The 23,331-nt window shown below is 71.5% G+C and carries 16 protein-coding genes and 1 pseudogene; 8 read left to right on the top strand and 9 right to left on the bottom strand.

Annotated features, from left to right (window positions below; translation table 11 throughout):
• Window positions 1–2 precede the first annotated feature (2 nt).
• Window positions 3–1,076 (top strand): cytochrome d ubiquinol oxidase subunit II, encoded by a 1,074-nt coding sequence (gene cydB, locus ACFQPD_RS09245; protein ID WP_353081180.1) that lies wholly within the window; start codon window positions 3–5, stop codon window positions 1,074–1,076.
• A gap of 64 nt (window positions 1,077–1,140) precedes the next feature.
• On the opposite strand, the gene ACFQPD_RS09240 is transcribed toward cydB, so the two are convergent.
• Window positions 1,141–1,686 carry a DUF4395 domain-containing protein gene (locus tag ACFQPD_RS09240; RefSeq protein ID WP_385900270.1) on the bottom strand — a complete coding sequence of 182 codons (546 nt, stop codon included), beginning with the start codon at window positions 1,684–1,686 and terminating at the stop codon, window positions 1,141–1,143.
• 114 nt (window positions 1,687–1,800) lie between these two features.
• Here ACFQPD_RS09240 and cydD point away from each other — a divergent pair.
• Together cydD and cydC are read left to right on the top strand one after the other, a co-directional pair.
• A pseudogene (gene cydD, locus ACFQPD_RS09235) lies at window positions 1,801–3,516 on the top strand (thiol reductant ABC exporter subunit CydD); the annotation flags it as partial.
• A gap of 147 nt (window positions 3,517–3,663) precedes the next feature.
• Window positions 3,664–5,250: a thiol reductant ABC exporter subunit CydC gene (gene cydC / locus ACFQPD_RS09230; RefSeq protein WP_385900385.1), complete on the top strand. Its 1,587-nt coding sequence runs from the start codon at window positions 3,664–3,666 to the stop codon at window positions 5,248–5,250.
• Window positions 5,251–5,253: 3 nt separating this feature from the next.
• Here the strand turns inward: cydC and ACFQPD_RS09225 are convergent, their stop codons facing one another.
• A complete protein-coding gene (locus tag ACFQPD_RS09225) occupies window positions 5,254–6,324 on the bottom strand; it encodes a glycerate kinase (protein ID WP_385900268.1) in 1,071 nt (356 codons plus the stop codon).
• Between the two features lie 54 nt (window positions 6,325–6,378).
• Here ACFQPD_RS09225 and ACFQPD_RS09220 point away from each other — a divergent pair, with 54 nt between their 5' ends.
• A complete protein-coding gene (locus ACFQPD_RS09220) occupies window positions 6,379–7,671 on the top strand; it encodes a glycosyltransferase (protein ID WP_385900266.1) in 1,293 nt (430 codons plus the stop codon).
• A gap of 336 nt (window positions 7,672–8,007) precedes the next feature.
• Here the strand turns inward: ACFQPD_RS09220 and fumC are convergent, their stop codons facing one another.
• The 4 genes from fumC to ACFQPD_RS09200 all read right to left on the bottom strand — a co-directional run bounded on the left by fumC (window position 8,008) and on the right by ACFQPD_RS09200 (window position 12,340).
• Window positions 8,008–9,396: a class II fumarate hydratase gene (fumC, locus tag ACFQPD_RS09215; protein WP_385900264.1), complete on the bottom strand. Its 1,389-nt coding sequence runs from the start codon at window positions 9,394–9,396 to the stop codon at window positions 8,008–8,010.
• 213 nt (window positions 9,397–9,609) lie between these two features.
• Window positions 9,610–11,793: a heavy metal translocating P-type ATPase gene (locus tag ACFQPD_RS09210; protein ID WP_385900263.1), complete on the bottom strand. Its 2,184-nt coding sequence runs from the start codon at window positions 11,791–11,793 to the stop codon at window positions 9,610–9,612.
• Window positions 11,790–11,999, bottom strand: coding sequence for a heavy-metal-associated domain-containing protein (locus ACFQPD_RS09205; RefSeq protein ID WP_068751906.1), 210 nt, complete (start codon window positions 11,997–11,999; stop codon window positions 11,790–11,792). The genes ACFQPD_RS09210 and ACFQPD_RS09205 overlap by 4 nt, the downstream gene beginning before the upstream one ends.
• A 26-nt stretch (window positions 12,000–12,025) precedes the next feature.
• Window positions 12,026–12,340 (bottom strand): metal-sensitive transcriptional regulator, encoded by a 315-nt coding sequence (locus ACFQPD_RS09200; protein WP_068751905.1) that lies wholly within the window; start codon window positions 12,338–12,340, stop codon window positions 12,026–12,028.
• A 567-nt stretch (window positions 12,341–12,907) separates the two neighbouring features.
• Between ACFQPD_RS09200 and dnaB the strand changes: the two genes are divergently transcribed.
• The gene (gene dnaB, locus ACFQPD_RS09195; protein WP_385900260.1) at window positions 12,908–14,260 is read left to right on the top strand and encodes a replicative DNA helicase; all 1,353 of its coding nucleotides are present in this window, start codon (window positions 12,908–12,910) and stop codon (window positions 14,258–14,260) included.
• On the opposite strand, the gene ACFQPD_RS09190 is transcribed toward dnaB, so the two are convergent.
• Window positions 14,241–14,537 carry a helix-turn-helix transcriptional regulator gene (locus tag ACFQPD_RS09190; RefSeq protein ID WP_385900259.1) on the bottom strand — a complete coding sequence of 99 codons (297 nt, stop codon included), beginning with the start codon at window positions 14,535–14,537 and terminating at the stop codon, window positions 14,241–14,243. The two genes, dnaB and ACFQPD_RS09190, sit on opposite strands and share 20 nt — an antisense overlap.
• A gap of 49 nt (window positions 14,538–14,586) precedes the next feature.
• Between ACFQPD_RS09190 and ACFQPD_RS09185 the strand changes: the two genes are divergently transcribed.
• Window positions 14,587–17,301 carry a phosphoenolpyruvate carboxylase gene (locus tag ACFQPD_RS09185; RefSeq protein ID WP_385900258.1) on the top strand — a complete coding sequence of 905 codons (2,715 nt, stop codon included), beginning with the start codon at window positions 14,587–14,589 and terminating at the stop codon, window positions 17,299–17,301.
• Between the two features lie 22 nt (window positions 17,302–17,323).
• Here the strand turns inward: ACFQPD_RS09185 and ACFQPD_RS09180 are convergent, their stop codons facing one another.
• The gene (locus ACFQPD_RS09180; RefSeq protein WP_385900256.1) at window positions 17,324–18,733 is read right to left on the bottom strand and encodes a sodium:proton antiporter; all 1,410 of its coding nucleotides are present in this window, start codon (window positions 18,731–18,733) and stop codon (window positions 17,324–17,326) included.
• Between the two features lie 168 nt (window positions 18,734–18,901).
• Between ACFQPD_RS09180 and ACFQPD_RS09175 the strand changes: the two genes are divergently transcribed.
• Window positions 18,902–19,645 carry a GAF and ANTAR domain-containing protein gene (locus ACFQPD_RS09175; protein ID WP_385900254.1) on the top strand — a complete coding sequence of 248 codons (744 nt, stop codon included), beginning with the start codon at window positions 18,902–18,904 and terminating at the stop codon, window positions 19,643–19,645.
• Between the two features lie 10 nt (window positions 19,646–19,655).
• On the opposite strand, the gene ACFQPD_RS09170 is transcribed toward ACFQPD_RS09175, so the two are convergent.
• Window positions 19,656–21,221: an asparagine synthetase B family protein gene (locus tag ACFQPD_RS09170; protein ID WP_385900253.1), complete on the bottom strand. Its 1,566-nt coding sequence runs from the start codon at window positions 21,219–21,221 to the stop codon at window positions 19,656–19,658.
• 227 nt (window positions 21,222–21,448) lie between these two features.
• Between ACFQPD_RS09170 and ACFQPD_RS09165 the strand changes: the two genes are divergently transcribed.
• Window positions 21,449–23,329 (top strand): glycosyltransferase, encoded by a 1,881-nt coding sequence (locus tag ACFQPD_RS09165; RefSeq protein WP_385900251.1) that lies wholly within the window; start codon window positions 21,449–21,451, stop codon window positions 23,327–23,329.
• The last annotated feature ends 2 nt before the right edge of the window (window positions 23,330–23,331 follow it).

Genomic DNA, 23,331 nt, shown 5'->3' with positions numbered 1-23,331 from the left:
AGATGAACATTCTGCTGGAGACCGTCTCCGTGCCGACGCTGCCCATGGTCTGGTTCCTGCTGGTGGCCGTGCTGTGGCTCGGCTTCTTCTTCCTCGAGGGCTTCGACTTCGGTGTCGCGATGCTCATCCCCGTCCTGGGCAAGAACGACCGCGACCGTCGCGTCGTCGTCAACACGATCGGCCCCGTCTGGGACGGCAACGAGGTGTGGCTGCTGACTGCAGGCGGCGCCATGTTCGCGGCCTTCCCCGGCTGGTACGCGTCGCTGTTCTCGGGCCTCTATCTGCCGCTGCTGCTGGTGCTGGTGGGCCTGATCCTGCGCGGCGTCGCGTTCGAGTACCGCTCGAAGCACCCGGGCACCCGGTTCCGCGCGATGCTGGACTGGTTCGCGATCGTCGGCTCGTTCCTGCCGTCGCTGGTGTTCGGCGTCGGGTTCGCCAACTTCGTCATCGGCCTCGCGAACGACGGCCTGCTCTGGAACGGCTCGTTCTGGGGCCTGTTCGGGCCGTTCGCGCTGCTGGGCGGCGTGATGCTGGTCGTGCTGTTCCTCGTGCACGGGTCGGCGTTCATCGCGCTGAAGACCAAGGGGCACATCCACGAGCGGGCCGAGGCGTTCGGCGGCCGCGTGGGCTTCGGCGCCGCGGTCCTGGTGGCGCTGTACGTCATCAGCCAGAACGTGTTCTACCCGGCCACCTCGGAGTTCGGCGACTTCTCGCTGGCCGCCTGGGCCGCGGGCATCGTCGCCATCCTGGCGATCGTCGGCGCGACGGTGATGATCCGCAAGGGCCGCGACGGGTGGGGCTTCATCCTCACGGGGACCACCGTGCTGACGCTGTTCATCGGCATGTTCCTGCGGATGTACGGCAACCTCGGCTTCGCGCAGGACGAGAGCCGGCCGGTGGAGGAGCGCCTGAACATCATCACAGCGGCGTCGTCCGACACCACCCTGACGATCATGACGTGGGCGGCCGTGATCTTCGTGCCGATCGTGTTGGCGTACCAGTCGTGGTCGTACTGGGTGTTCAGCCGGCGCATCTCGACGAAGAACATCCCCGAAGAGGTGTCGGCGGTCGCCTGATCCGCGTCACACGTCACGGGCCCCGGCTGATTGCCGGGCCCGTCGTCGTGGTGGGGTCGGTGGGTCAGCCGCGGCGCTTCGCGGATGGCGCGCAGTCGACGCAGACGTCGGCCGGGATGAGGCCGACGCGGATGAGGCCCGCGAACATCACGCAGCCGACGCAGAAGCCCAGGGCCGCCTCCAGTGCGGGGAGGACGATCATGGCGACGGCCAGCGCCGTCGCGGCCACCAGCGGGGCCTCGGCCCCGGTGGCGAGGTGGGCGGCCCACAGCCCGGTGATGACGGCGGTCATCGCGGCCCCGATGCCGGCGGCGAACCGCTTGGGCGCGAACGCCGTCGACCGGGGTGCGGCGGGGACGAGCGGCCGGATCGCGGTGGCGATCCGCGCGACCGGGCTCCAGCGCGGACCGAGTGCCGAGCGGAGGGCGAAGTCGATGAACAGGAGCGCGTAGAGCCACCACTGCTGGGTGAGGAGCGCTGTCGCGCCGACGGCGACCACCACGCCAGCGACCAGGCGGACGGTGACATCGTCGACCACGGCGGGGACGCGGCTGAGCCGGATGGGCGCGGCGGCGGCAGCGGAGGGGTGAATCTCGAGAGTGGAGCTCATCTGGGGTCTTCCGGTCGGTGTCGCGGGGTGCGGGCGGCGGCCCGCGTCGCCTGCACAACGACGGCGGGCATCTGTTCATTCCCCGGCCCGGTGTGGGCTGGGGGGTTTGAGCAGATGGCACCACTCGTGACGTCCGGCACGCTCAGGCTGAGCGCATGGGCCCCGTCGACCCGTGCCATCTGCTCAAACCCCACCCACCCAGCCGGGGCCGGCGGCCCCGAAACGCTGTGGAAGACTGACGGGGTGGCCGGACCCATCCATCCCAGACTCCTCGAGCGCGCCCGCGCCACGCGGTGGTTCCTCGGGGCGACGGTGCTGGTGGGGGTCGCCACCGCGGCGCTGCTCATCGTGCAGGCCCGCGTCCTGGCCGACTGGGTGACCACCGCGTTCACCACCCGCGCACTCCCCTCCGGCTGGCCGGCGGCGCTCGCCGTCCTGGCCGCCGTATTCGCCGGCCGCGCAATCCTGTCCTGGCTCAGCGCCACCCTCGCTCACCGCTCCGCCGCGGCCGTCAAGTCCGACCTCCGCCGCGACCTCCTCGCCGCCCGCCTCAACTCCCCCGCCGGGGTCACGACGTCGACGTCGCTGATCCGCATCGTCACGCAGGGCCTCGACGCGCTGGACGGGTACTTCGCCAAGTACCTCCCGCAGCTCGGCCTCGCCGCGACCGTCCCGCTCCTCGTGGGCGGGGCCATTCTCCTTGCCGACTGGCGATCGGCGATCATCATCGCCTTCACCCTGCCGCTCATCCCCGTCTTCATGGCGCTCATCGGCTGGACCACTGAGAAGGCCACCCGCCGCAGCTTCGCGGTCGCGGACCGGCTGGCCAACCACTTCGCGGACCTCGTCGCGGGCCTGCCCACCCTGCAGGCGTTCGCGCGCGCCCGGGCGCAGCGCCGCGGCGTGGAGATCAGCGAGGAGCAGTACCGCGACGCCACCATGAGGACGCTCTACGTCTCCTTCCTCAGCTCCTTCGCGCTGGAGCTCCTGGCGACGCTGTCGGTGGCGGTCGTCGCGGTCACCGTCGGCTTCCGGCTCGTGTACGGCGAGATCGACTTCCCCACGGCGCTGTTCGTCCTCATCCTCGCCCCCGAGGCGTTCCTGCCCGTCCGGCAGGTCGGGGTGCACTTCCACGATTCCGCCGACGGGGTCGCCGCCGCCGACGCCGCATTCCGGATCATCGACGAGGCGGGCCCGCGGCGGGGCGGCCGCCCGGCTCCCGTCGTCGGGCCGCTGCGCCTCGACGATGTGTCGTTCACCTATCCCGGGGCCGCGCAGCCGGCGGTCGAGGGGCTGACGCTGGAGGTCGCGCCGGGCGAGGTCGTCGCGGTGAGCGGCGCGTCCGGGGGCGGGAAGTCGACGGCGTTGGCAATGGCGATGGGGTTCCTCGCTCCGACGTCGGGCCGGGTGAGCGTCGACGGCGTGGACCTCGCGGAGCTGGACCTGGCCACTTGGCGGTCCCAGGTGGCGTGGGTCGGGCAGGAACCCGGGATCGTGGCCGGCACCGTGGGCGACAACGTGGCGCTCGGCGCGGCTGGCGCCACCGTCGACGATGTCCGCCGCGCCCTCGCCGACGCGGGCGCGGACTTCCCGCCCGACAAGCCGGTGGGCGACGACGGCGAGGGCCTGTCGGCCGGGGAGCGCCGGCGGGTGGCGCTCGCGAGGGCGCTGGTCCGGATCAGGGTCGGGGGCGCGCGGTTCCTGGTGCTCGACGAGCCCACCGCCGGGCTGGACGCCGACACGGAGGCGGCCGCCGTCGACGCCGTCCGCGCGACGGGGGCGGCGGCGCTGATCGTGAGCCACCGGCCCGCGGTGCTGGCCGCGGCGGACCGGGTGGTGGCGGCCGCGACCCGCGCGGTTGAGACTTCTGCCTCTCCCCTCCCGGCGCCCATGACCGCCCAGGCCGCGGAGAGCCGGGCTGCACGGGTCGACGACGCCGCGCCGGACGAGTCGCTCCCGCCCAGGCCCGGCCGGTCCCTGCTGCTCGACCTGCTCGCGACCGTGCCGAAGGCGCGCACCCGGTTCGCGTTGGCGGTGCTGCTGGCCGCGCTCGCGTCGGCGTCGTCGGTGGCGCTCATGGGGGTTTCGGCCTGGCTCATCTCGTTCGCGGCGCTGGCGCCGCCGGTGCTCTACCTGCAGCCCGCCGCCGTCGGCGTCCGGGCGTTCGGGATCTCCCGCGGCGTGTTCCGCTACGTCGAGCGGCTCGTGGGGCACGACGTGGCGCTGCGGCTGCAGGGCGCGCTGCGCGTCCGCGTGTACGCGACGCTGAGCCGCACCACGCTCATCGGGCGCCGCCGCGGTGACCTGCTCACCCGCATCGTCGCCGACGTCACGGCCGTGCAGGACGTGGTCGTGCGGGTGTGGATCCCGGCGCTGTCCGCGGCGGTCGTCGTCGTGGGCGCGAGCGTGGCGATGGCGCTCATCGACGTGCCGAGCGGGCTGGTGCTGCTCGGGTCGGCGGTGCTGGCCGGCGCGCTCCTGCCGTGGTGGACGCAGCGCGCGTCCCTGGCCGCGGACCTCGCCGCGGTGCCCACCCGCGGGCGGTTGGCGGACCGGGTCCGCGAGCTGGCGCTCACCGCGGTCGACCTGGTCGCGTACGGGCAGCAGCGTGCCGCGCTGAGCCGCGCGGACGCCGTCGACGAGGAGCTGCGGCGGGCGGAGTCGCGGGGTGCGTGGGTGCGCGGCGTCGCGGGGGGCGGCCAGGTGGTGGCGGCCGGGGTCGCGGTGCTGGCGGCGCTGTGGTTCGGCACCGGCGCGGTCGCGCGCGGAGATCTCGACCCGCGGCTGCTGGCGGTCCTCGTCCTCACGCCGCTGGCGCTGCACGAGGTGCTGGCGACGTTCGCGCAGGCCGCGCAGACCCACACGCGGGCGCGCTCGGCGCTGTCGCGGGTCGAGGAACTCCTGTCCGAACCGCCGGTGGGCAGCGGCGACGCCGTGCCCGGTGACGCGGGCGGGGCCGGTCTCGTGTTGCGCGACGTCACCGTCGGGTGGCCCGGCGGCGGGCCGGTGGTCAGCGGGTTGTCGCTGTCGGTGGCGCCCGGCGAGCGGGTCGCGCTGGTGGGGCCGTCGGGGGCGGGCAAGACGACGGTCGCGGCCACCGTGATGGGGCTCATCCCGCCCCTCTCGGGGGAGGTCGTGCGGGGTGGCCGCGTGGGCTACCTCGCCCAGGATGCGCACATCTTCGCGACGACGGTGGCGGAGAACGTGCGCATCGGTCGTCGCGACGCCACCGACGACGACATCCGCCTCGCGCTGGCCCGCGCCGGGCTGGGGCTGGACCCGGCGCGTCGCGTCGGGGAGGCGGGGTCGACGCTGAGCGGGGGCGAGCGTCGTCGACTGGCGATGGCGCGGCTGCTGGTCGGTCCGCGCGACGTCGTCATCCTCGACGAGCCCACCGAGCACCTCGACCGCGCGACCGCCGACGCCCTCATCGACGACGCCCTCCGCGAGTTCGCCGACGTCCCGATCCTGATCATCACGCACGACCCCGACGTGATCGCCCGCTGCACCCGCGTCGTCGCCGTGGGGGTTGAGCCTGACACGCGGCTTGCTGGCGCGGGTTGAGCCCTACGACCCCACATTCAGGCTCAACGCCCGACCCGCCTCCACCGCGACACCGCCCGCATCCGACAGCGCCCGCTCCCCCGCCAGCTCCCACAGCGACACCGCCCCGGCCAGCCCCGCCACGTCCGCGTCGATCCGCCCCGCGACGACGGCGACGCGCGCGTCACCCGCCACCGCCCGCACCACCGAGACCACCTTCCCCCCGGCGGACTGGCTGTCGAACCGCCCCTCGCCGGTGACGACGAGGTCCGCGCCCGCGACGGCATCCGCCAGTCCGACCGCCTCCGCGACAGCGGACGCCCCCGACGCCGTCGTCGCCCCCCACCACTGCAGCGCGAACCCGACTCCTCCCGCGGCGCCCGCGCCGGGCACCTCCGGATCCCCGCCCAGGAGCCCGGCGAACCGCGCGACGTTATCCTCCAGCTCGTCGACCATCCCCACGCCGCCTTTCTGCGGCCCGAATACCGCCGCCGCGCCAAGGGGGCCGAGCAGCGGGTTGGTCACGTCGGACAGCACGACCGCACCACCCGGCGGCGGCCGCAGCATCCCACTGACATCCACGCCGACGACGCGCCCCAGCGCCGCGTTGCCCGGCGACACCACCTCGATGCCCGCCGCGTCGACCAGCCGGGCACCGAGCGCGACGAGCATCCCGGCGCCGCAGTCGGTGGACGCGCTCCCGCCGATCGCCAGCAGCAGCCGCGACACCCCCGCCTCCAGGGCCGCCCGGATCGCCAGACCGAACCCCGTGGAGTGCGCCTCCCGCGGCGCCAGCGGGTTCAGGCCGACGATGCCGCATGCGTCCGCGAGCTCGACGACGCCCGTCCCGTCGGGCAGGCGCAGCCACGACGACGACCGCGGCCGGCCGACGGCGTCCACCACCTCGACCGGCACACGTTCGGCCCCCGGCACGGACGCGAAGGCGTCGAGCGTGCCCTCCCCGCCGTCGGCCATGGGGCGCAGGATCAGCTCGTCGCCGTCGCGCACGGAGCGCCATCCGGCGGCGATCGCCTCGGCGGCCTCGAGCGCGGTGAGGGTTCCCTTGAAGGAATCAGGAGCGACGACGACCTTCATGGCCACGAGCCTAGAGGTGCCGGCCGGGCGCGGGGGAGCCGATAGAGTGGCCGGGTGACCTCTCCCGCAGCGCCAGCGCCAGCAGCTGCCGAGCCGCCCCCGCGCCGCCTCAGGGTGGCGCAGTTCACGGACAACTACGGCCCGGGCAGCAACGGCCTCATGTTCGCCGTGCAGCAGCTGGAGGGTAACCTGCTCGACGCCGGGCACGAGGTCATCGTCGTGGCGCCGGAGGCCAAGGGCCCGAACCCGCACCACGGCCGCCCCGGCCGCACAGAGATCCGCCTCCCGTCGGTGCGGGTGCCGAAGATGCCCACCCGGGTGGCCAGCGGCCGCAAGTTCGACCGCACCATCGACCGCATCGGCGAACTCGCGCCGGACGTCATCCACGTGCACGGGTTCGGCACGGTCGGCGTCCTCGGGACGTGGGCGGCCCGCCGCCTGGGCATCCCGCTGATGATCACCTGGCACACCGACTTCGACGCCTACGCCGACCACTACTCCGCCGTCCTCCCCATGCTGACGGGCGTGCTGCGGGCGTTCGCGCGGTTCACGAAGGGCGAGTTCGTCAGCGCCGAGGACATCCGACTCGCCGAGATCCGCTACGAGGATCGGGGCCGCTCGACGGCGTCGCTGCTCAGCGTCTGCGAGAAGATGCTGGAGTCGGCCGCCCTCATCACGACGCCGTCGCCCAAGACCGCCAACCGGCTGCGGCTCATCACACTCAACGCCAACATCCGGGTGGTGCCCAACGGCGTCGATCCGCTGCCGCCCGGCCCGCCGCCGATCCCCCACCCCGACGGCCCGATGGTGCTGTACGCGGGCCGGATCGCGCCGGAGAAGGGGATCCCGCTGCTGGCCGAGGCGTTCGAACTGGTGCACGCGCAGCGCCCCGATGCGCGGCTGTGCATCGTCGGCGACTGGGAGCGGTACACGCGCATCAAGAAGGTGCTGGCCGAGGGTCGCGCGGCGGGCCGGATCATCCTGCCCGGCGAGCAGAAGCGCGACGCCCTGGGCGCGTTCTACGGCATGGCGGACGTGTTCGCGTTCCCCAGCCTCACCGACACTCAGGCGCTGGTCCTCCACGAGGCCGCGCTGGCGGGGCTGCCGATCGTCAGCGTCGACCACGAGCTGACGCTGGTCGTCGAGCCTGGCGTCAACGGTGAGATCACGCGCCCCACGCCGGCGTCGCTCGCCGCAGGGATCATGCGCGTCATCGACCGGCTGCCCGACGAGGAGTGGCGCGCCCACGCGTCGGCGCGCTCCGTCGAGTTGGCGTCGCAGTGGAGCATCGAGTCGCAGGCGGCGGAGATGCTCCGGCTGTACGCGGAACAGGCGGGGTCGCGCTGAGGGCATCGTTCCTCCGACCCCTACCCCCGCCCCCGCACCCCCGCCGTCGGCCGCGCGGAACCGACGGCCGGCTTGACCGGCACGACACGCCGATGAACTGGGACCTCGGCCGCCTCCACACGGCCGAGGGTCGTGCGAGCCTGCTATTCGTGTTGGGCGCAGGGCTGGGGCGGGACCGGCGGTCGACAGCACGAATGACAGCCGAACTCGCCCCTCACCGTCGTAGGGGGCGCCGACGACGGAGTTCGACGGCGTGTCGTGCCAGGTGAGCGGGCGGCCGGGAGGCGGGCGGGGGTCAGCACCCGACGGGCCCGCGACCCGCAGCCGCGACCGCGACTACCGACCCGTCATGTCCCGCGGGATGACCCAGCGGTCGAAGTCCTCACCGCTCACGCCGTTGGCCAGCGCCGACTCCCGCAGGGACGTGCCCTCCTTGTGCGCCTGCTTCGCGATCTTGGCGGCCTTGTCGTAGCCGATGTGCCGGTTCAGCGCGGTGACGAGCATGAGGTTCGTCGACAGGTTCTGCTCGATGCGCGGCAGATTCGGCTCGATGCCGACCGCGCAATGCTCCGTGAACGACAGCGCCCCGTCCGCGAGCAGCCGGATCGACTCCAGCACCGCGTGCGCCATCACCGGCTTGAACACGTTGAGCTGGAAGTTGCCCTGGCTCCCGGCGAAGCCGACGGTGGCGTCGTTGCCGAACACGCGCGCGACCACCATCGTCAGCGCCTCGGACTGCGTCGGGTTGACCTTCCCCGGCATGATCGAGCTCCCCGGCTCGTTCTCCGGGATGTTGAGCTCACCGATGCCGTTGCGCGGCCCGCTGGCGTACCACCGCACGTCGTTGGCGATCTTCATGAGCGCGTCGGCCAGCACACGCAGCTGGCCGCTGACCTCGACGAGCGAGTCGTGGGCGCTCAACGCCGCGAACAGGTTGTCGGCCTGCCGGAACTCCAGCCCGGTCTCCTCCGAGATCTTGGACGCCGCCAGCCGCCCGAAGTCGGGGTGCGCGTTCAGCCCGGTGCCGACGGCGGTGCCGCCGATGGCGAGGTCGCGGGCGCGCGAGTCGGCGTGTCGGATGCCCTCGACGGCGAAGTCCAGCTGCGCGACCCATCCGCCGATCACCTGGCCGAGGCGCACGGGGGTGGCGTCCTGCAGGTGGGTGCGGCCCACCATGACGACGTCGTCGTACTGCTCGGCCTTCTCGGCCAGCACGTCGCGCAGCCGGGCGACCGCCGGGTAGAGCCGGGAGTTCAGCTCCGACACCACGGCGATGTGCATGGCGGTGGGGAACGTGTCGTTGGACGATTGGCCGCGGTTGACGTCGTCGTTGGGGTGTATGGGGGTCTTGGAGCCCAGCTCCCCGCCGGCGAGCTCGATGGCCCGGTTGGCGATCACCTCGTTGGCGTTCATATTCGACTGCGTGCCGGAGCCGGTCTGGAACACGACCAGTGGGAACTCGGCATCCAGCCGGCCCTCGATCACCTCGTCGGCGGCGCGGGCGATGAGGGCGCCACGGTCCTCAGGGAGCTCGCCCAGCTCGACGTTCGCGAGGGCCGCGGCCTTCTTGAGGACGCCGAGCGCGCGGATCATGGCACGTCCCCAGACGAAGGTGTCGCGGCCGATGTCGAAGTTATGGAGGCTGCGTTCGGTCTGGGCGCCCCAGTAGCGGTCGGCGTCGACCTGGACGGGCCCCATGGAGTCAGTTTCGATGCGGGTAGCCATGGCCCCCAACCTACCCCGATCTCGCGCGCCCTCAGCGGGGAAAGTGGGCGAAAAAAAGCCCGGCCGCTGCCCTTGGGGGGGCGGCAGCGGCCGGGCGGTCTGGCGGGACACCAGCAACGGCGTCGAGAGAAACACTAGCTGAACTCGGCCCGTCTGCGTTAATCCTTCACCCGGATTCACGAATTTCTTGACCTACTCTTCACCTTCGTCGGGTCAGCGCTCCGCGATGCTGCGGAAGCCCCGCAGCCGGAGGCTGTTGAGCACCACGAACACACTCGAGAACGCCATGGCGGCGCCCGCGATGATGGGCGTCAGCATGCCCAGCGCCGCGAGCGGGACGGCGGCCGTGTTGTAGCCGAAGGCCCACACCAGGTTCGACTTGATGGTGCGCAACGTGGCGCGCGACAGGCGCACAGCGTCGACGGCCGCGACGAGATCGTGGCGCATCAGCGTGATGTCGCCGGCCGCGATGGCCGCGTCGGTCCCGGTGCCCATGGCGATTCCGAGGTCCGCCTGCGCGATGGCCGCGGCGTCGTTGACACCGTCGCCGACCATCGCGACCTGCCGGCCGTCGGCCTGCAGTTCCTTGATGACGTCGACCTTGCCCTCGGGGGTCACGCCGGCCCGCACCTCGTCGATGCCGACCTCGGCCGCGACGGCCCTGGCCGTGCGCTCGTTGTCGCCGGACAGCAGCACCGGGTGCAGGCCCAGGTCCTTGAGCTGCGCGATGGCCCGCGCCGCCGACGGCTTGATGGTGTCCGCCACGACGATGCGCCCCAGCACCCGCGACTCGTCCGCGACCTCGACGATGCTGCCGATCGGCGCGTCCGGCCACTCGACGGCCGGGTGCCCGAGCGCCGCGATGTAGGCCGGCGATCCGGCGTAGACCAGTCGGCCGTCGACGCGTCCCTCCACGCCGCGACCGGGCGTGTTGCGGAAGTCCTCCACGGGGCGGTTCTGGTCGACCGACGCGACGATCGCCTGGGCGATCGGGTGCTCGGACCCGGACTCGACGGCGGCGGCCAGCTCGAGGAGCTCGTCGCGCCCCACCGACTCGGCGGTGTCGACGCGCGCCACGGACATCTGCCCGGTGGTGATGGTGCCGGTCTTGTCGAACGCGATGGTCTGCACCCGGCGCGCGCGCTCCAGGACCTGCGGTCCGCGGATCACGATGCCCAGCTGGGCGCCGCGACCGGTGCCCACCATGAGCGCCGACGGTGTCGCGAGCCCCAGCGCGCACGGGCAGGCGATGATCAGCACGGCGATGGCCGCCGACAGCGACATCGTCACGCCGTGCCCCACCAGCAGGTGTCCGGCGAGCGTCAGTGCCGAGATGGCGATGACGACCGGCACGAAGATCCCGGAGACCTTGTCCGCGAGGCGCTGGACGTCCGCCTTGCCCGTCTGCGCCTCCTCGACCATCCGAGCGATGCGCGCGAGCTGCGACTGCTCCCCGACGGCGGTGGCCCGCACGACGAGCCGGCCCGTCGTGTTGACGGAGCCACCCACGACCTCGGTGCCGGGCTCCACCTCGACCGGCAGCGACTCGCCGGTCATGATGGAGGCGTCGACGGCGGAGCGGCCCTCGACGACGACGCCGTCGGCCGCGACCTTCTCACCGGGGCGCACGACGATGAGGTCGCCCGCCCGCAGCGTCTTGACGTCGACGCGGCGTTCCTCGCCGTCGACCAGCAGCGACGCCTGCTTGGCGCCCACCTCGAGCAGGGCCCGCATCGCGGCCCCCGACTCGCTCTTCGCGCGGGCCTCGATGTAGCGGCCGAGCAGCAGGAAGGAGATGATCGTGACGGCGGCCTCGAAGTAGATGAACCCGAGGGCGTCCTGTTGCGCGAGGTCGAAGGAGAACTCGTGCTTCATCCCGATCATGCCGGCGTGCCCGAAGACCATCGCGTAGACGGACCAGGCGAAGGCGGTGAGGGTGCCCATGGACACGAGCGTGTCCATGGTGGTGGTGCCGTGCCGCGCGTTGACGTACGCGGCGCGATGGAAGTTGCGGCCCAGCCACAGGACGACGACGGCGCTGAGTACCAGCGCGACCCACTGCCAGCCCGGGAACTGCAGGACCGGCAGCATCGACACCGCCACGACGGGGATGCTCAGCGCGAAGGCCCACAGGACCCTCGGCTTCAGCTCAGCCGCCTCGTCGGCTTTGACGGCCTCGGGCACCGGCATGGTGGCGCCGTAGCCGGCCTGCGTGACGACCTCGATGAGACGGTCCGTCGAGATACCGGGGGGAGCCTCGACGGTAGCCTTCTCGGTCGAGTAGTTGACGGTGGCGATGACACCGTCGACCTTGTTGAGTTTCTTCTCGATCCGGGCCGCGCACGAGGCGCAGGTCATCCCCTGGATGTCGAGCTGGACCGTGGTGGTGCCGCTCACGCCTCGACGACGGTGTAGTTGCCGGCCTCGCGGACGGCCTCGATGATCGCGTCGAAGGGGACGTGCTCATCGGACTCGACCAGCATCTGGCCGCCATCGAGGGTCACGGAGACGTTCGACACGCCGTCGACCTCCGAGACCTCCTCGGTGACGCTCTTGACGCAGTGGCCGCAGGTCATGCCGGAGACGGTGTACTTGGTGATCATGGTGAAGCCCCTGTTCGGTAGGTGGGTCAGCGGACCAGGCGTTTGATGGCCTGCATCGCCTCGTCGATCTTGGCGTCGGCCTCGGGCCCACCCTGACGGGCGGCGTCCGCGACGCAGTGCGAGAGGTGATCGTTGAGAAGACCCAGCGAGACCGCCTTGAGCGCGCTCGTGACGGCTGCGACCTGGGTGAGGATGTCGATGCAGTACTGGTCCTCCTCCACCATGCGCGCGATGCCCCTGGCCTGGCCCTCGATGAGGCGCAGCCGCCGTAGGTAGGCCGCCTTCTCGGGCGTGTAGCCGTGGTTCGCGTGATGACACGTGGCTTCGGTGATCTCAGTCATGCAAGTCCCCCTTCTCGTACGCCACCATACCCCTTGGGGGTATCGGCTTCAAGTAGCTTCATCATCGCATGCGAGGAGTCGCCATTCCCCACCGGGGTCTGGTACCCGCAGCTATTTGTCCACAGTTCCCGACCCGACCCTGTGGACAGTGGGCCACCACACAGTCCACCGCCCTGCCGAACCGGGCCGCACTAGCACCAACGGAGCGACGGCGTCCAGCCCCCGAAGGTAAGAATCAGCAACGCGCCTAGTCAGCTCGCTTTTTCCGCAAGAGCGCACGTCAGGCGCAGTTGCGTCGTCGAACAGGCGTCGAACGCGGGGCCCGCGGGCGATATGTGGACAAATCCCCCGGGCACCGTCCTGTGCGGCAAAGATAACGATTTGATAACGGTCCAGTGGCCGCTCACGCACATATCTGTCCACAGGCCGCGGGCCGGGACCTGGCAGCCGTCCACAGCCTGTCCACACCCCGTGCACAGGCTTGCCCACAGGGCTCCGCCGGATCCTGTCGGAGGCGTGCCCTAGCCTGTCCTGTGGCCGGAATCCGTCGGGCTTCAAGGAGGGACCATGTCGCAGACAGCCGTCTTCGACGACCGCGAACTGGATCGCACTCCCCCGCAGGACCTGGCGGCCGAGCAGAGCGTCCTGGGCGCGATGATGATGTCGAAGGACGCCATCTCCGAGGTGGTCGAGGTGCTGCGCGGCGCGGACTTCTACCGGCCCAACCACGAGATCATCTTCGACGCCATCATCACGCTCTACGGCCGCGGCGAGCCCGCGGACCCGATCACCGTCGCGGGCGAGCTGGGCAAACAGGGGCAGCTGGCCAAGGTCGGCGGGCCGGTCTACCTGCACGACCTGCTGGCGTCGGTCTCGATCGCGGCCAACGCCATCTACTACGCGGAGCTGGTGCGCGACAAGGCGGTCCTCCGCCGGCTCGTCAACGCGTCGATCCGCATCGCCCAACTCGGCTATCAGGGCCAGGGGGATGTCGACAAGATCGTCGACGAGGCCCAGCAGACCCTGTTCGAGGTCACGGAGAAGAAAGCGTCGGAGGACTACAAGTCGCTGCGCGAGCTGCTCGAGCCCACCTTCGACGAGATGGAGGCCATCGCGTCCTCCGGGGACGCGCTCTCGGGAGTGCCGACGGGCTTCATCGAACTCGACCGGATCACCAACGGCCTGCACCCCGGTCAGATGATCATCGTCGCCGCGCGCCCGGGCGTCGGCAAGTCCACCTTCGCGCTCGACGTGTGCCGCTCGGCGGCTATCCACCACAACCTCACCGCGGCGTTCTTTTCTCTCGAGATGAGTCGCACCGAGATCGTCATGAAGGTGCTCTCCGCCGAGGCGTCGGTCCCCCTGGGTAAGATCCGCGGCGGCAAGATGGACGAGAACGACTGGCAGCGCGTCACCGACAAGTCCGCCATCTTGGGCGAGAAGAACTTCTTCATCGACGACTCGCCGAACCTCACCATGATGGAGATCCGCGCGAAGGCCCGCCGGCTCAAGCAGAAGCACGACCTGCAGCTGCTCGCGATCGACTACATCCAGCTGATGAGCTCGGGCAAGAAGGTGGAGTCGCGCCAGCTGGAGGTCTCCGAGTTCTCCCGTCAGATCAAGCTGCTCGCCAAGGAGCTGGAGATCCCCGTCATCGCCTTGTCGCAGCTGTCTCGAAACACCGAGCAGCGCAAGGACGGCATCCCGCAGCTGTCAGACCTGCGTGAGTCAGGCTCGCTTGAGCAGGACGCGGACATCGTGATCATGCTGCACCGCCCCGAGATGTACTCGCAGAACCCCACCGACGAGGAGCGCGGGCTAGCCGCGTTCCACATCCCCAAGCACCGCAACGGCGAGACGGGAAAGATCGATGCCCTGTTCCAGGGTCACTACAGCCGGTTCACCAACGCCCCGCTGTGACGCTCCCGGTCATGAGGGTGAGGAAGTCCTCGATCCGTACTTCAGACTCGAGGCGGTGCCGGAAGTTCCTGTGGTCCGCCAGGCGGTACTGGTTGCGCCGGCCCAGTTTCACCTTCTCGACGTACCCCTCCTCGACCAGATCGGCCACGATCTGCTGCACGGCGCGTTCGGTGATGCCCACCTGTTCCGCGACGTCGCGCATGCGGGCGTCCGGATCTCGCGCCAGGGCCACCAGCACGTGTCCGTAGTTGGAGAGGAATGTCCACTCAGAGGGCATGTGCTGAATAATACCCACGTAACAATTCACGAAACGGAAGGCATCCATCGTGCCCGAAACCGCTGACGCCACCCTGGCCGCCCCCCGTCCCGATGCCACCCCCGACGCGCTGCTCACGGCGGACATCGCCCTGCTGACGTCGTTGCACCGGCAGGTGCTGACGGAGTCGGGCCGCGGCGAGCTGGCGGGCCTCATGGACCGCCTGGAAGAGGCGGCGGCCGGCGCGGCCGACGGAGGGGACCCGGCCGAGCCGACCCGGATCATCGAGGCGCTGACGGCCCAGCAGGCGGCCAGCCTCGCACAGGCGCTGACGGTGCACTTCCACCTGATCAACCTCGCCGAGCAGCGCCACCGGTCCCGGCTGCTGCGGGGTGCCGACCCCCGGTCCGGCGACGCCACGCCTGACATGTGGCCCGCCGTCGCCGCCCTCGGCGAGCTCGCGTCCCGAGTCCGAGACCTGCGCGTCCACCCCGTCCTGACGGCCCACCCGACGGAGGCGCGGCGCCGGGCGGTGTCGTCGGCGCTGGACCGGATCGGCGCCCAGCTCGACCGCTTCGACGACGTCGCCGCGGGCACGCAGGAGCGGGCGGCGGCCCGCCGCCGGATGCTCGAGGAGGTCGACATCCTGTCGCGCACCTCGCCGCTGCGCACCACCCCGCCGCAGCCGGCCGACGAAGTGCGCGCCGTGATGCAGGTGTTCGACCAGACGCTTTTCCACGCCGTGCCGCGGCTGTACCGCTCCGTCGAGATGGTGATCTCCGACGGCGACGCCGGCCGCCGCGACCCCGCGGTCCCGGCGTTCCTGCGCTTCGGGTCCTGGGTGGGCGGCGACCGCGACGGGAACCCGTTCGTCACGGCGGAGGTCACGCGGCAGACCGCCGCTATCCAGGCCGACCACGCGCTGCGGGCGCTCGCGACGGGGGCGGAGCGCATCGCGCGCACCCTGACCATGAGCGAGGACGCCACCCCGCCGTCGCCGGAGTTGGCCAACGAGCTCGCCCGCGACGCCGTCGCGGCCCCGGAGGTGTTCGCGGGCATCCGCACGTCGTCGCCCAACGAGCCGCACCGGCAGAAGCTGCTCTTCGCCGCGGAGCGGCTCAACGCCACCCGGCGCGGCCGCATCGAGCTCGCCTACCGCAGCCCCGACGACCTGCTGGCGGACCTGCGGCTGATCCAGGATTCGCTGCGCCAGGCCGGCGACGACCGGGCCGCGTTCGGCGAGCTGCAGCACCTCATCTGGCTGACCGAGACGTTCGGGTTCCACCTCGCCGAGCTCGAGGTGCGCCAGCACAGCGCCGTGCACGAGGCGGCGCTGGACGAGCTGCTCGGGCAGCTGGACGACGAGCCAGCCGACGACGAGGCCCGGCTCGCGCTGCTGGACCGGCTGGCGGTGGAGGGCTGGCCGGAGCATGTGCAGCCGGTGACCGACAAGACGCGCGAGGTGCTCGACACCCTGCGCGTCATGTCGTGGCTGCAGGAGCGGTGGGGGCCGCGGTCGTGCGGTCGCTACGTCGTGAGTTTCACGCAGAAGGCGGAGCATCTCGTGGGCGTCCGCGCGCTCGGCCGGTTGGCGGTCGGCGAGGGCCGGCTGCGGCTCGACGTCGTGCCGCTGTTCGAGACGGGCGCGGACCTGAGCGGCGCCGTCGGCACCCTCGAACGCTGGCTGCCGACGGAGAGCACCAAGGCATGGCTCGGGCAGACGGGCGGACACGTCGAGGTCATGGTGGGGTACTCGGACTCGGCGAAGGACGTCGGGCCGGCGAGCGCCACCCTGACGCTGTACTCCGCGCAGAGCGAGCTGGTCGAGTGGGCCGACGGCCATGGCCTGCACCTGACGATCTTCCACGGCCGCGGCGGTTCGCTCGGCCGCGGCGGAGGCCCGCTGCACCGCGCGATCCTCGCGCAGCCGCCGGGCTCCGTCGCGGGCCGGTTCAAGGTGACCGAGCAGGGCGAGGTGATTTTCGCGCGCTACGCCGATGAGACGTTGGCCCAGGCGCACCTGGAGCGGCTGACGTCTGCCGTGCTGCTTGCCGACACCGACGACGCCACCGCCCGCAACCGGGACGCGGCGGACCGGTTCTCCGACGTGTCGGCCACCGTGGAGCGCGCCTCCCGCGAGGCGTGGTGGGACCTGGTGCGGACCCCCGGCTTCGCCGACGTCGTGGCCGAGTCCAGCCCCATGGACGAGTTGAGTGAGCTGCGGCTGGGCTCTCGCCCCGCGCGCCGCAGCGGCGCCACCGAGGGCCGCGACCTCAGCGATCTGCGGGCCATCCCCTGGGTGTTCGCCTGGTCGCAGATCCGCGCCAACATCCCCGGCTGGTACGGCCTGGGGACGGGCCTGGCCGCCGTGGGCGACACGGAGCGGCTGCGCGCCGCGTACCGCGAGTGGCCGCTGTTCGCGAGCCTCATCGACGTCGCGGAGATGAGCCTGGCGAAGGCCAACCCGCGGCTGGCCGAGTCCTTCCTGGCGCTCGGCGGGCAGCCCGATGTCACACGGCGGGTCCTCGAGGAACTCGACCTCACCAGGCGGCTGGTGCTGGAGACCATGGGCCAGCGCGAGCTGCTGGAGGCCAAGCCGCTCCTGCACGGGCGGGTGGGGCTGCGCGCGCCGTCGATCGACGCGTTGAGCCACCTGCAGCTGCGGGCGCTGCGGCTCATCCGGGATCCGGAGGCTCCGATCGACGACGCCGAGCGTCAGGTGTGGACGCGGGTGCTGCTGTTGACGGTCAACGGCGCCGCGGCCGGCCTGCAGAACACGGGCTAGCCTCGGCCGGGGGCCCGCCGTCTCAGGCCCGGACGGCCGCTGTCGAGCGGCGGATGTCCGCGACACCACGCGCCACGATCCACGCCACCACCGCGCCGCCGGCCGCCCAGGCGGCGGGGTGGTCGGCGATCATCAGCAGCATCATCGCCAGCAGCGTCGGCGCCAGGTACTGCATCGAGCGGATCACGTACACGCCGAACGACGGCATGTTGACCCCCCGCGACTCCGCCACTGATTTCACCATGAAGTTCGGGCCGTTGCCGATGTAGGTCAGGGCGCCGCAGAAGACCGCGCCCAGCGAGACCGATACAAGATAGGTTTCGGGGACGGGCGGGGTCGTGCCGATCATGGCGACCCCGGCGGGTGCCGGCAGCTGCGACGCCATCTCGTAGAAGGTGGCGTACGTCGGCGCGTTGTCGAGCACTGACGACAGTCCGCCCGTGAAGAGGAACAGGGTGATCTCGTCGAGGGGCAGCGACCTGGCGTGCTGGCCCAGGTACTCCAGCGCAGGGATCATGGTGAGGAAGATGCCGACGAACAGGGCCGCCACCTCTGCGATCGGCCCCCAGCTGAACTCGTTGTCGCCGTAGCGGACGCTGCGCTGGGTGGTGAGCAGCGACGCGGCGGCGGCGCCCCACATGATGAGTTCGCGCACCGGGATCCAGTCCCCCGCAACGGCGTGGCCGGTCTCGATGGCGTGCAGGTCCATCGACGGCGCGAACGCGACGGCCGCGATGATGACGGCGAACCAGAGGAAGTTGAGCTTGCCGCGGATCCCTAGCGGCTGGACGTTGCTGCGGTCGAATGCGACGTACTCGGGTGCTTCGGTGGCGTAGATGCGGCGGTCGAGTGCGTAGTAGCTGAACAGCATGAGGGCCAGGACGAACAGCCACTGGGGCCACAGCGTGAACGTCCACGTGAACGGCACGCCGCGCAGCAGGCCCAGGAACAGCGGCGGGTCGCCCAGCGGGGTGAGGAGGCCGCCGCAGTTGGCCACGATGAAGATCGCGAACAGGGCGGTGTGCACTCGGTGCTTGCGTTCCTGGTTGGTGTTGAGCAGGGGGCGGATGAGGAGCATGGCGGCGCCGGTGGTGCCGACGAACGACGCGACGATGCCGCCGATGGCGAGGAAGATCGTGTTGTTGCGGGGGGTGGCCTCGATGTCGCCCTTGAGGAAGAGCCCGCCTGAGACCACGAACAACGCCAGCAGCAGCGAGATGAACTGCACGTACTCGTAGAGGGCGTGGCCGACGCGCCACGGGTCGTCGAACGTCCACACCGCGATGGCCACCGGGATCCCGAGCGCGAGCGCCAGCCCGAGCTGTACGGCCCGCTTCTCCCAGTGGTGGGCGGTGTGCGGAAGCAGGGGGAGGATCGCGATGGCGGCCAGCATGGTCGCGAAGGGGAGCATGCTCCACCACGGATAGGTCATCGTCGGGCTCCTTCACCGGCGCCGCCCGGGGCCCGGCTCGAAATATCAGGGTAGACCCGCGCCCTCCGCGCCCCAGGCCCGCCTCCCATTCCTGGATGGCCCGCGGCGGAGGCGGGTACCGTGGCTGTGTCGTGGCGGATACGCCGCCGCACACGGAAGGTGGGGACTGTGAAGGACGGGAGTCTGCCGGACCCGACGGGCCGGCGATGGGGCGTGACGGATGTCGTCGCCCGGCTCGACGACGTCGCGGCGCGGCTGCGCGACGATTCGCGGCCGATGCCGGTCGCGGTCGTCGAGGCGGCGATCGACCTCATCCCGGGCGCCCGCTGGGGGACCATCACGGTGCAGGAGGGGCCGGGGTTCAAGTCGCTCGTGGTGAGCGACGAGCTGGCGCAGCGCCTCGACGACCTGCAGTACGACCTGAACATCGGTCCCTGTCTCGACGCCATCCGCGACAAGCGGCCGTACCACATCCCAGACCTTCGGACCGACGACCGGTGGCCCGCCTACTCGGCGGGTGCCGAAGCCCTCGGCGTGCGCAGCATCTTCGCGCAGCCGCTGCACCTGATCGACGCGGCGCACACGATCGCGAGTCTCAACCTGTACGCGGACCGGGAGGGCGCCTTCACCGAGTCGTGGGACTCCGATCAGGCCGTGGTCCTGGCCACTTTCGCGTCGATGGGCACCTCGGTGGCCGTCAGCCGGGAGCGGGCCGAGCAGCTGGAGGCCGCTCTGCGCACCAATCGGGAGATCGCGATGGCGATCGGCGTCCTCATGGGCCGGCACATGATCACCCGGGAGACGGCCTTCAACCTGCTGCGGCTGGCCAGCCAGCACCTGAACCTCAAGATGTCGGTGATCGCGGACCGCGTCGTCACCACCGGCGAGCTGCCGTTCCAGCCGTCGGCTTGACCGCCCGCGGTCACGCCGCGTGACGCTGCAGCCACAGCTCGAGGACCGTCAGCGCCCACAGCGCTGAGCCCGCGGTACCGCCGCGCCATTGCGGCACCGCCAGCCAGCGCTCCAGCTGGAACGGCTGCACCAGTGCCCGTTCCTGTGCCGTCCGCGAGCGGAGGGTGTCGCGGGCCAGGTCCAGCAGCGGCCCGTCGAGGCATGCCGCGGCCGGGAGTGCCGGGCGGTGGCGGGGTCGGGCTGCGATCCTGGGCGGGAGCACCTCCCGCGCCAATGTGGAGATGAGCCTGGGGGTCTCGCCGCGCGCCGCCGCGGCAGGGTCCGCGGCCACCAGCTCGACGACGGCGCGGTCCAGGAACGGAGCCTCCGCCTGCACCGACCACCCCCGCGTCATGCTGTCGATCCGCACCAGAGTGCCCTCGGCCTGATCGCGCAGTCGCCCCGGCGAGCCCGGAGCCATCTGCGGCCCGTGCCCGAACCACACCGGTCGCGTCGGGTCCGGGAGGTGTCGCGACGCGAGGTGCAGGGCGACGGCCTCGGGGTCCCCGATTGGCTCGATCATGTCGTCGACGGCGCCGTGGACCGTCGCGGCGAGCTCCCCCACCGGCACCTGCAGCGCCTGGTGCCTGGTCCCGTAGCGGCGTGCGACGACACCGGCATGCTGCAGCTCGTCCCCGTCCCGGTGGCCGACTCCGTCGAACCCGAGGCTGAGGGTGTGCACCGGCCCGAGGTGGCAGTCGGTGAGCAGCGCGACCAACAGGCTCGAGTACAGGCCGCCCGAGAGCGGCACGTGAACGGGGCCAGTGTCCGGGAGACGACGGCGGATCGCCGCCCGCAGCGCCTCGTGGAGGGCGTCGACTCGCTCCCGGGGCGGGGTCGTGTCCGCGACCTCGGTCCGGACGGGCGGCTGCCAGTAGACGCGGTCGCGCGTCTCGCCGTCGGCGTCGATGATCCTGAGGGTGGCCGGCGGCAGCTTCTGGACCCCGGCGAGCACAGTGCCCGGCGACGCGACCCGGCCCGCATGTGCGATGAACTCGCGCACGGCGTCGCGGTCGACCGTGGAGTCCACCACCCGGGAGGCGACGAGGGCGGGCATCGTCGACGCGAACCACACGACGCCCTCCGCCTCGGACAGATAGAGGGGCTTGACCCCCAGGCGGTCGCGCGCGAGGAGGGTGGTGCGGCGGGCGCGGTCGGCCACGACCAGCGCGAAGTCCCCCTCAAGGCGCTCGACGAACCACTTGCCCCACCGGGCGTAGGCGGCGATGACGAGCCTGGCGTCGTCGACGGCGCCGCCCCGGATCGTGTCGCCGAGGCCGCGGATGAGTTCCGCCCGGTTGATCAAGTGTCCGTCGATGATCGCCGCGACTCCGGTCGCGCCATCGATGACCGGCTGCAGGCCGTCCGGGGTGTCGGGGAGGTCGCCGTGTCGATGGGCGAGGATGACTCGACTGTCGCCGCACATGCGCCGCGGTCCCCAGTGGTGCCCCTGGAGGGCTTGAACCATGCGGCTGACCGCCTCGACGTCGGGCCGCGCCCGGCTGTTCAGCGCGATCGCGCCGGCAATGCCACTCATCGGACTCACCTCTCGGATGCGGGAGGGGCCGACGGTGGCTCCCCGGGCGACGACGGGAGAGCCCACACGACAAGCGGGTCCTCCACGGAGGGTAAGCCGCTTCTCGACTCGGGTGGCACCATACCTCCGGGAGACCCCCCGGGGGAATAGCTGGGGCGGATTCGTCCCGTGCGGGGGCTCGCCATATGGTGGTGCTCTGGCCCGAGGGAGGGGCAGGGCAGGGAGTCATGATGCAGGAGTCCACGGCGGCATTGGCGCAGGTCCGCACCGCGCTCTGGCACCTCCGGGCTGGCGGGGTGGGCCAGCTGCGGGAGTTCCTGCGGCGGCGTCGTCGCCCCGGCGCCGGGCGCCCCGACCGCCTGTTCAAGAGGACGGACGGCCGACTGTCGTTCCAGCCTTGGCGCTATCCGGAGGCGGAGCCGCGCCGCCGCCTCCGGGTGGGGATCATCGCCGACGCGTTCACGCTGGGCTCCTTCCGGTACGAGTGGCACCAGGTACGGCTCTCCCCCGACGCGTGGCGCGAGCAGCTCGACGCCGAGGACCTGGACCTGCTGTTCGTCGAGTCGGCGTGGGCGGGCAACGAGGAGGCGTGGCAGGGTCACCTAACGGGGACGTCGGCGCCGCGGCCCGCGGTGGTGGAGTTGGCGGCCGAGGCGCGGCGTCGCGGGATCCCCAGCGTCTTCTGGAATAAGGAGGACCCGACGCACTTCGAGGACTTCCTCGACACCGCAGCCCTGTTCGACTGGGTGTTCACCACCGACGCCGAGTGCGTGCCCGCCTACCGGGAGCGTCTGGGCCACGACCGGGTGGGCGTCATCCCGTTCGCCGTCGCGGATCGGGTGTGCAACCCGGTGCGGATGTCGCGGGAACACCAGCCGCGGGGTATCGCGTTCGCCGGCACGTGGTTCGCCCACAAGTACCCCGAGCGGCGCGAGCAGATGCGACTGCTCTTCGACGCGGCCCTCAACGCCGAGACCGAGGACGTCAAGTTCGACATCTTCTCCCGCTTCCTCGACCACGACGAGAAGTACCAGTTCCCGGAGCCGTACGCCTCGCACGTCGTCGGCAGCCTGGACTACGACCAGATGCTGAGCGCCTACCGGTCCTACAAGGTGTTCCTCAACGTCAACACGGTCACGACGTCGCCGACGATGTTCGCCCGCCGGGTCCTGGAGATCACCGCGTGTGGAACGCCCGTGGTGTCGACGCCGGCTCCGTCGCTGGCCGCGTTCCTGGGCGACGGCGTGGCGCAGGTCTCGATCCCCGCCGAGGCGGAGTCCGCGATCGGCTCGCTGGTCACCGACGAGATGGCGCGCGCCCGGATGGTGCACGTCGGTCAGCGGGAGCTGTGGAAGGCCCACACGTACGGCCATCGCGTGGACACGATCCTGGAGTCCGTGGGGATCCCCAACGAGCCGGTCCGCCTCCCGACGGTGTCGGCGCTCGTGGCCACGAACCGCCCTCATCAGATCGACCACGTGCTGGCCAGCGTTGCCGCGCAGCGCGACGTGAACCTGCAGTTGCTCGTGGCCACGCACAACTTCGAGGATCGCGACGTCGCGGCGAAGGCCCGGGCGCTGGGGATCGAGAACGTGACCGTGCTGCAGATGGGCACCGACGACACCCTGGGCGACTGCCTCAACGCGCTCCTCGACCGCGCCGACGGCGAGGTGGTCTCGAAGATGGACGACGACGACTGGTACGGCCCGGACTACCTGGCCGATCTGCTGCGAGCCATGCGCTACTCCGACGCCGAGGTGGTGGGCAAGCACTGCCGGTTCGTGCACCTGGCGGCCCGCGACGTCACCGTCCTGACGCAGGAGGTGAACGAGCACCGGTACACGCACTTCGTGGCGGGCCCGACGCTCACCGCCGCCCGTGACCTGGCTCGGACGCTGCGCTTCGCTCCCCGCACCCGCGGCGAGGATTCGGATTTCCTGAAGCGAGCGCTCGCGGAGGGTGGCCGGATCTACGCGGCGGACCGGTTCAACTTCGTGCAGTGGCGCAGCGGCCGCCCGGAGGATCACACGTGGACGGCCGACGACGAGTCGTTCCTGAAGGCCGAGGTGCATCTGCCCGGTCTCCCCCTCGCCACCATCGAGCTGTGACG

It is taken from the genome of Tessaracoccus sp. O5.2 (genome assembly GCF_964266725.1).
Classification (GTDB): Bacteria; Actinomycetota; Actinomycetes; order Propionibacteriales; family Propionibacteriaceae; genus Arachnia; species Arachnia lapidicapta.
The sequence above is the reverse complement of the archived record's forward strand: the minus strand, read 5'-3'. Positions and strand labels throughout refer to the sequence as shown.

Bases quoted from the DNA above. Each gene is read 5' to 3' on its own strand.
- cydB (WP_353081180.1), top strand. From the start codon at position 3: ATGAACATTCTGCTGGAGACCGTCTCCGTGCCGACGCTGCCCATGGTC.
- ACFQPD_RS09240 (WP_385900270.1), bottom strand. From the start codon at position 1,686: ATGAGCTCCACTCTCGAGATTCACCCCTCCGCTGCCGCCGCCGCGCCC.
- ACFQPD_RS09225 (WP_385900268.1), bottom strand. From the start codon at position 6,324: ATGAAGGTCGTCGTCGCTCCTGATTCCTTCAAGGGAACCCTCACCGCG.
- fumC (WP_385900264.1), bottom strand. From the start codon at position 9,396: ATGGCTACCCGCATCGAAACTGACTCCATGGGGCCCGTCCAGGTCGAC.
- ACFQPD_RS09205 (WP_068751906.1), bottom strand. From the start codon at position 11,999: ATGATCACCAAGTACACCGTCTCCGGCATGACCTGCGGCCACTGCGTC.
- ACFQPD_RS09200 (WP_068751905.1), bottom strand. From the start codon at position 12,340: ATGACTGAGATCACCGAAGCCACGTGTCATCACGCGAACCACGGCTAC.
- dnaB (WP_385900260.1), top strand. From the start codon at position 12,908: ATGTCGCAGACAGCCGTCTTCGACGACCGCGAACTGGATCGCACTCCC.
- ACFQPD_RS09190 (WP_385900259.1), bottom strand. From the start codon at position 14,537: ATGCCCTCTGAGTGGACATTCCTCTCCAACTACGGACACGTGCTGGTG.
- ACFQPD_RS09180 (WP_385900256.1), bottom strand. From the start codon at position 18,733: ATGACCTATCCGTGGTGGAGCATGCTCCCCTTCGCGACCATGCTGGCC.
- ACFQPD_RS09170 (WP_385900253.1), bottom strand. From the start codon at position 21,221: ATGAGTGGCATTGCCGGCGCGATCGCGCTGAACAGCCGGGCGCGGCCC.
- ACFQPD_RS09165 (WP_385900251.1), top strand. From the start codon at position 21,449: ATGATGCAGGAGTCCACGGCGGCATTGGCGCAGGTCCGCACCGCGCTC.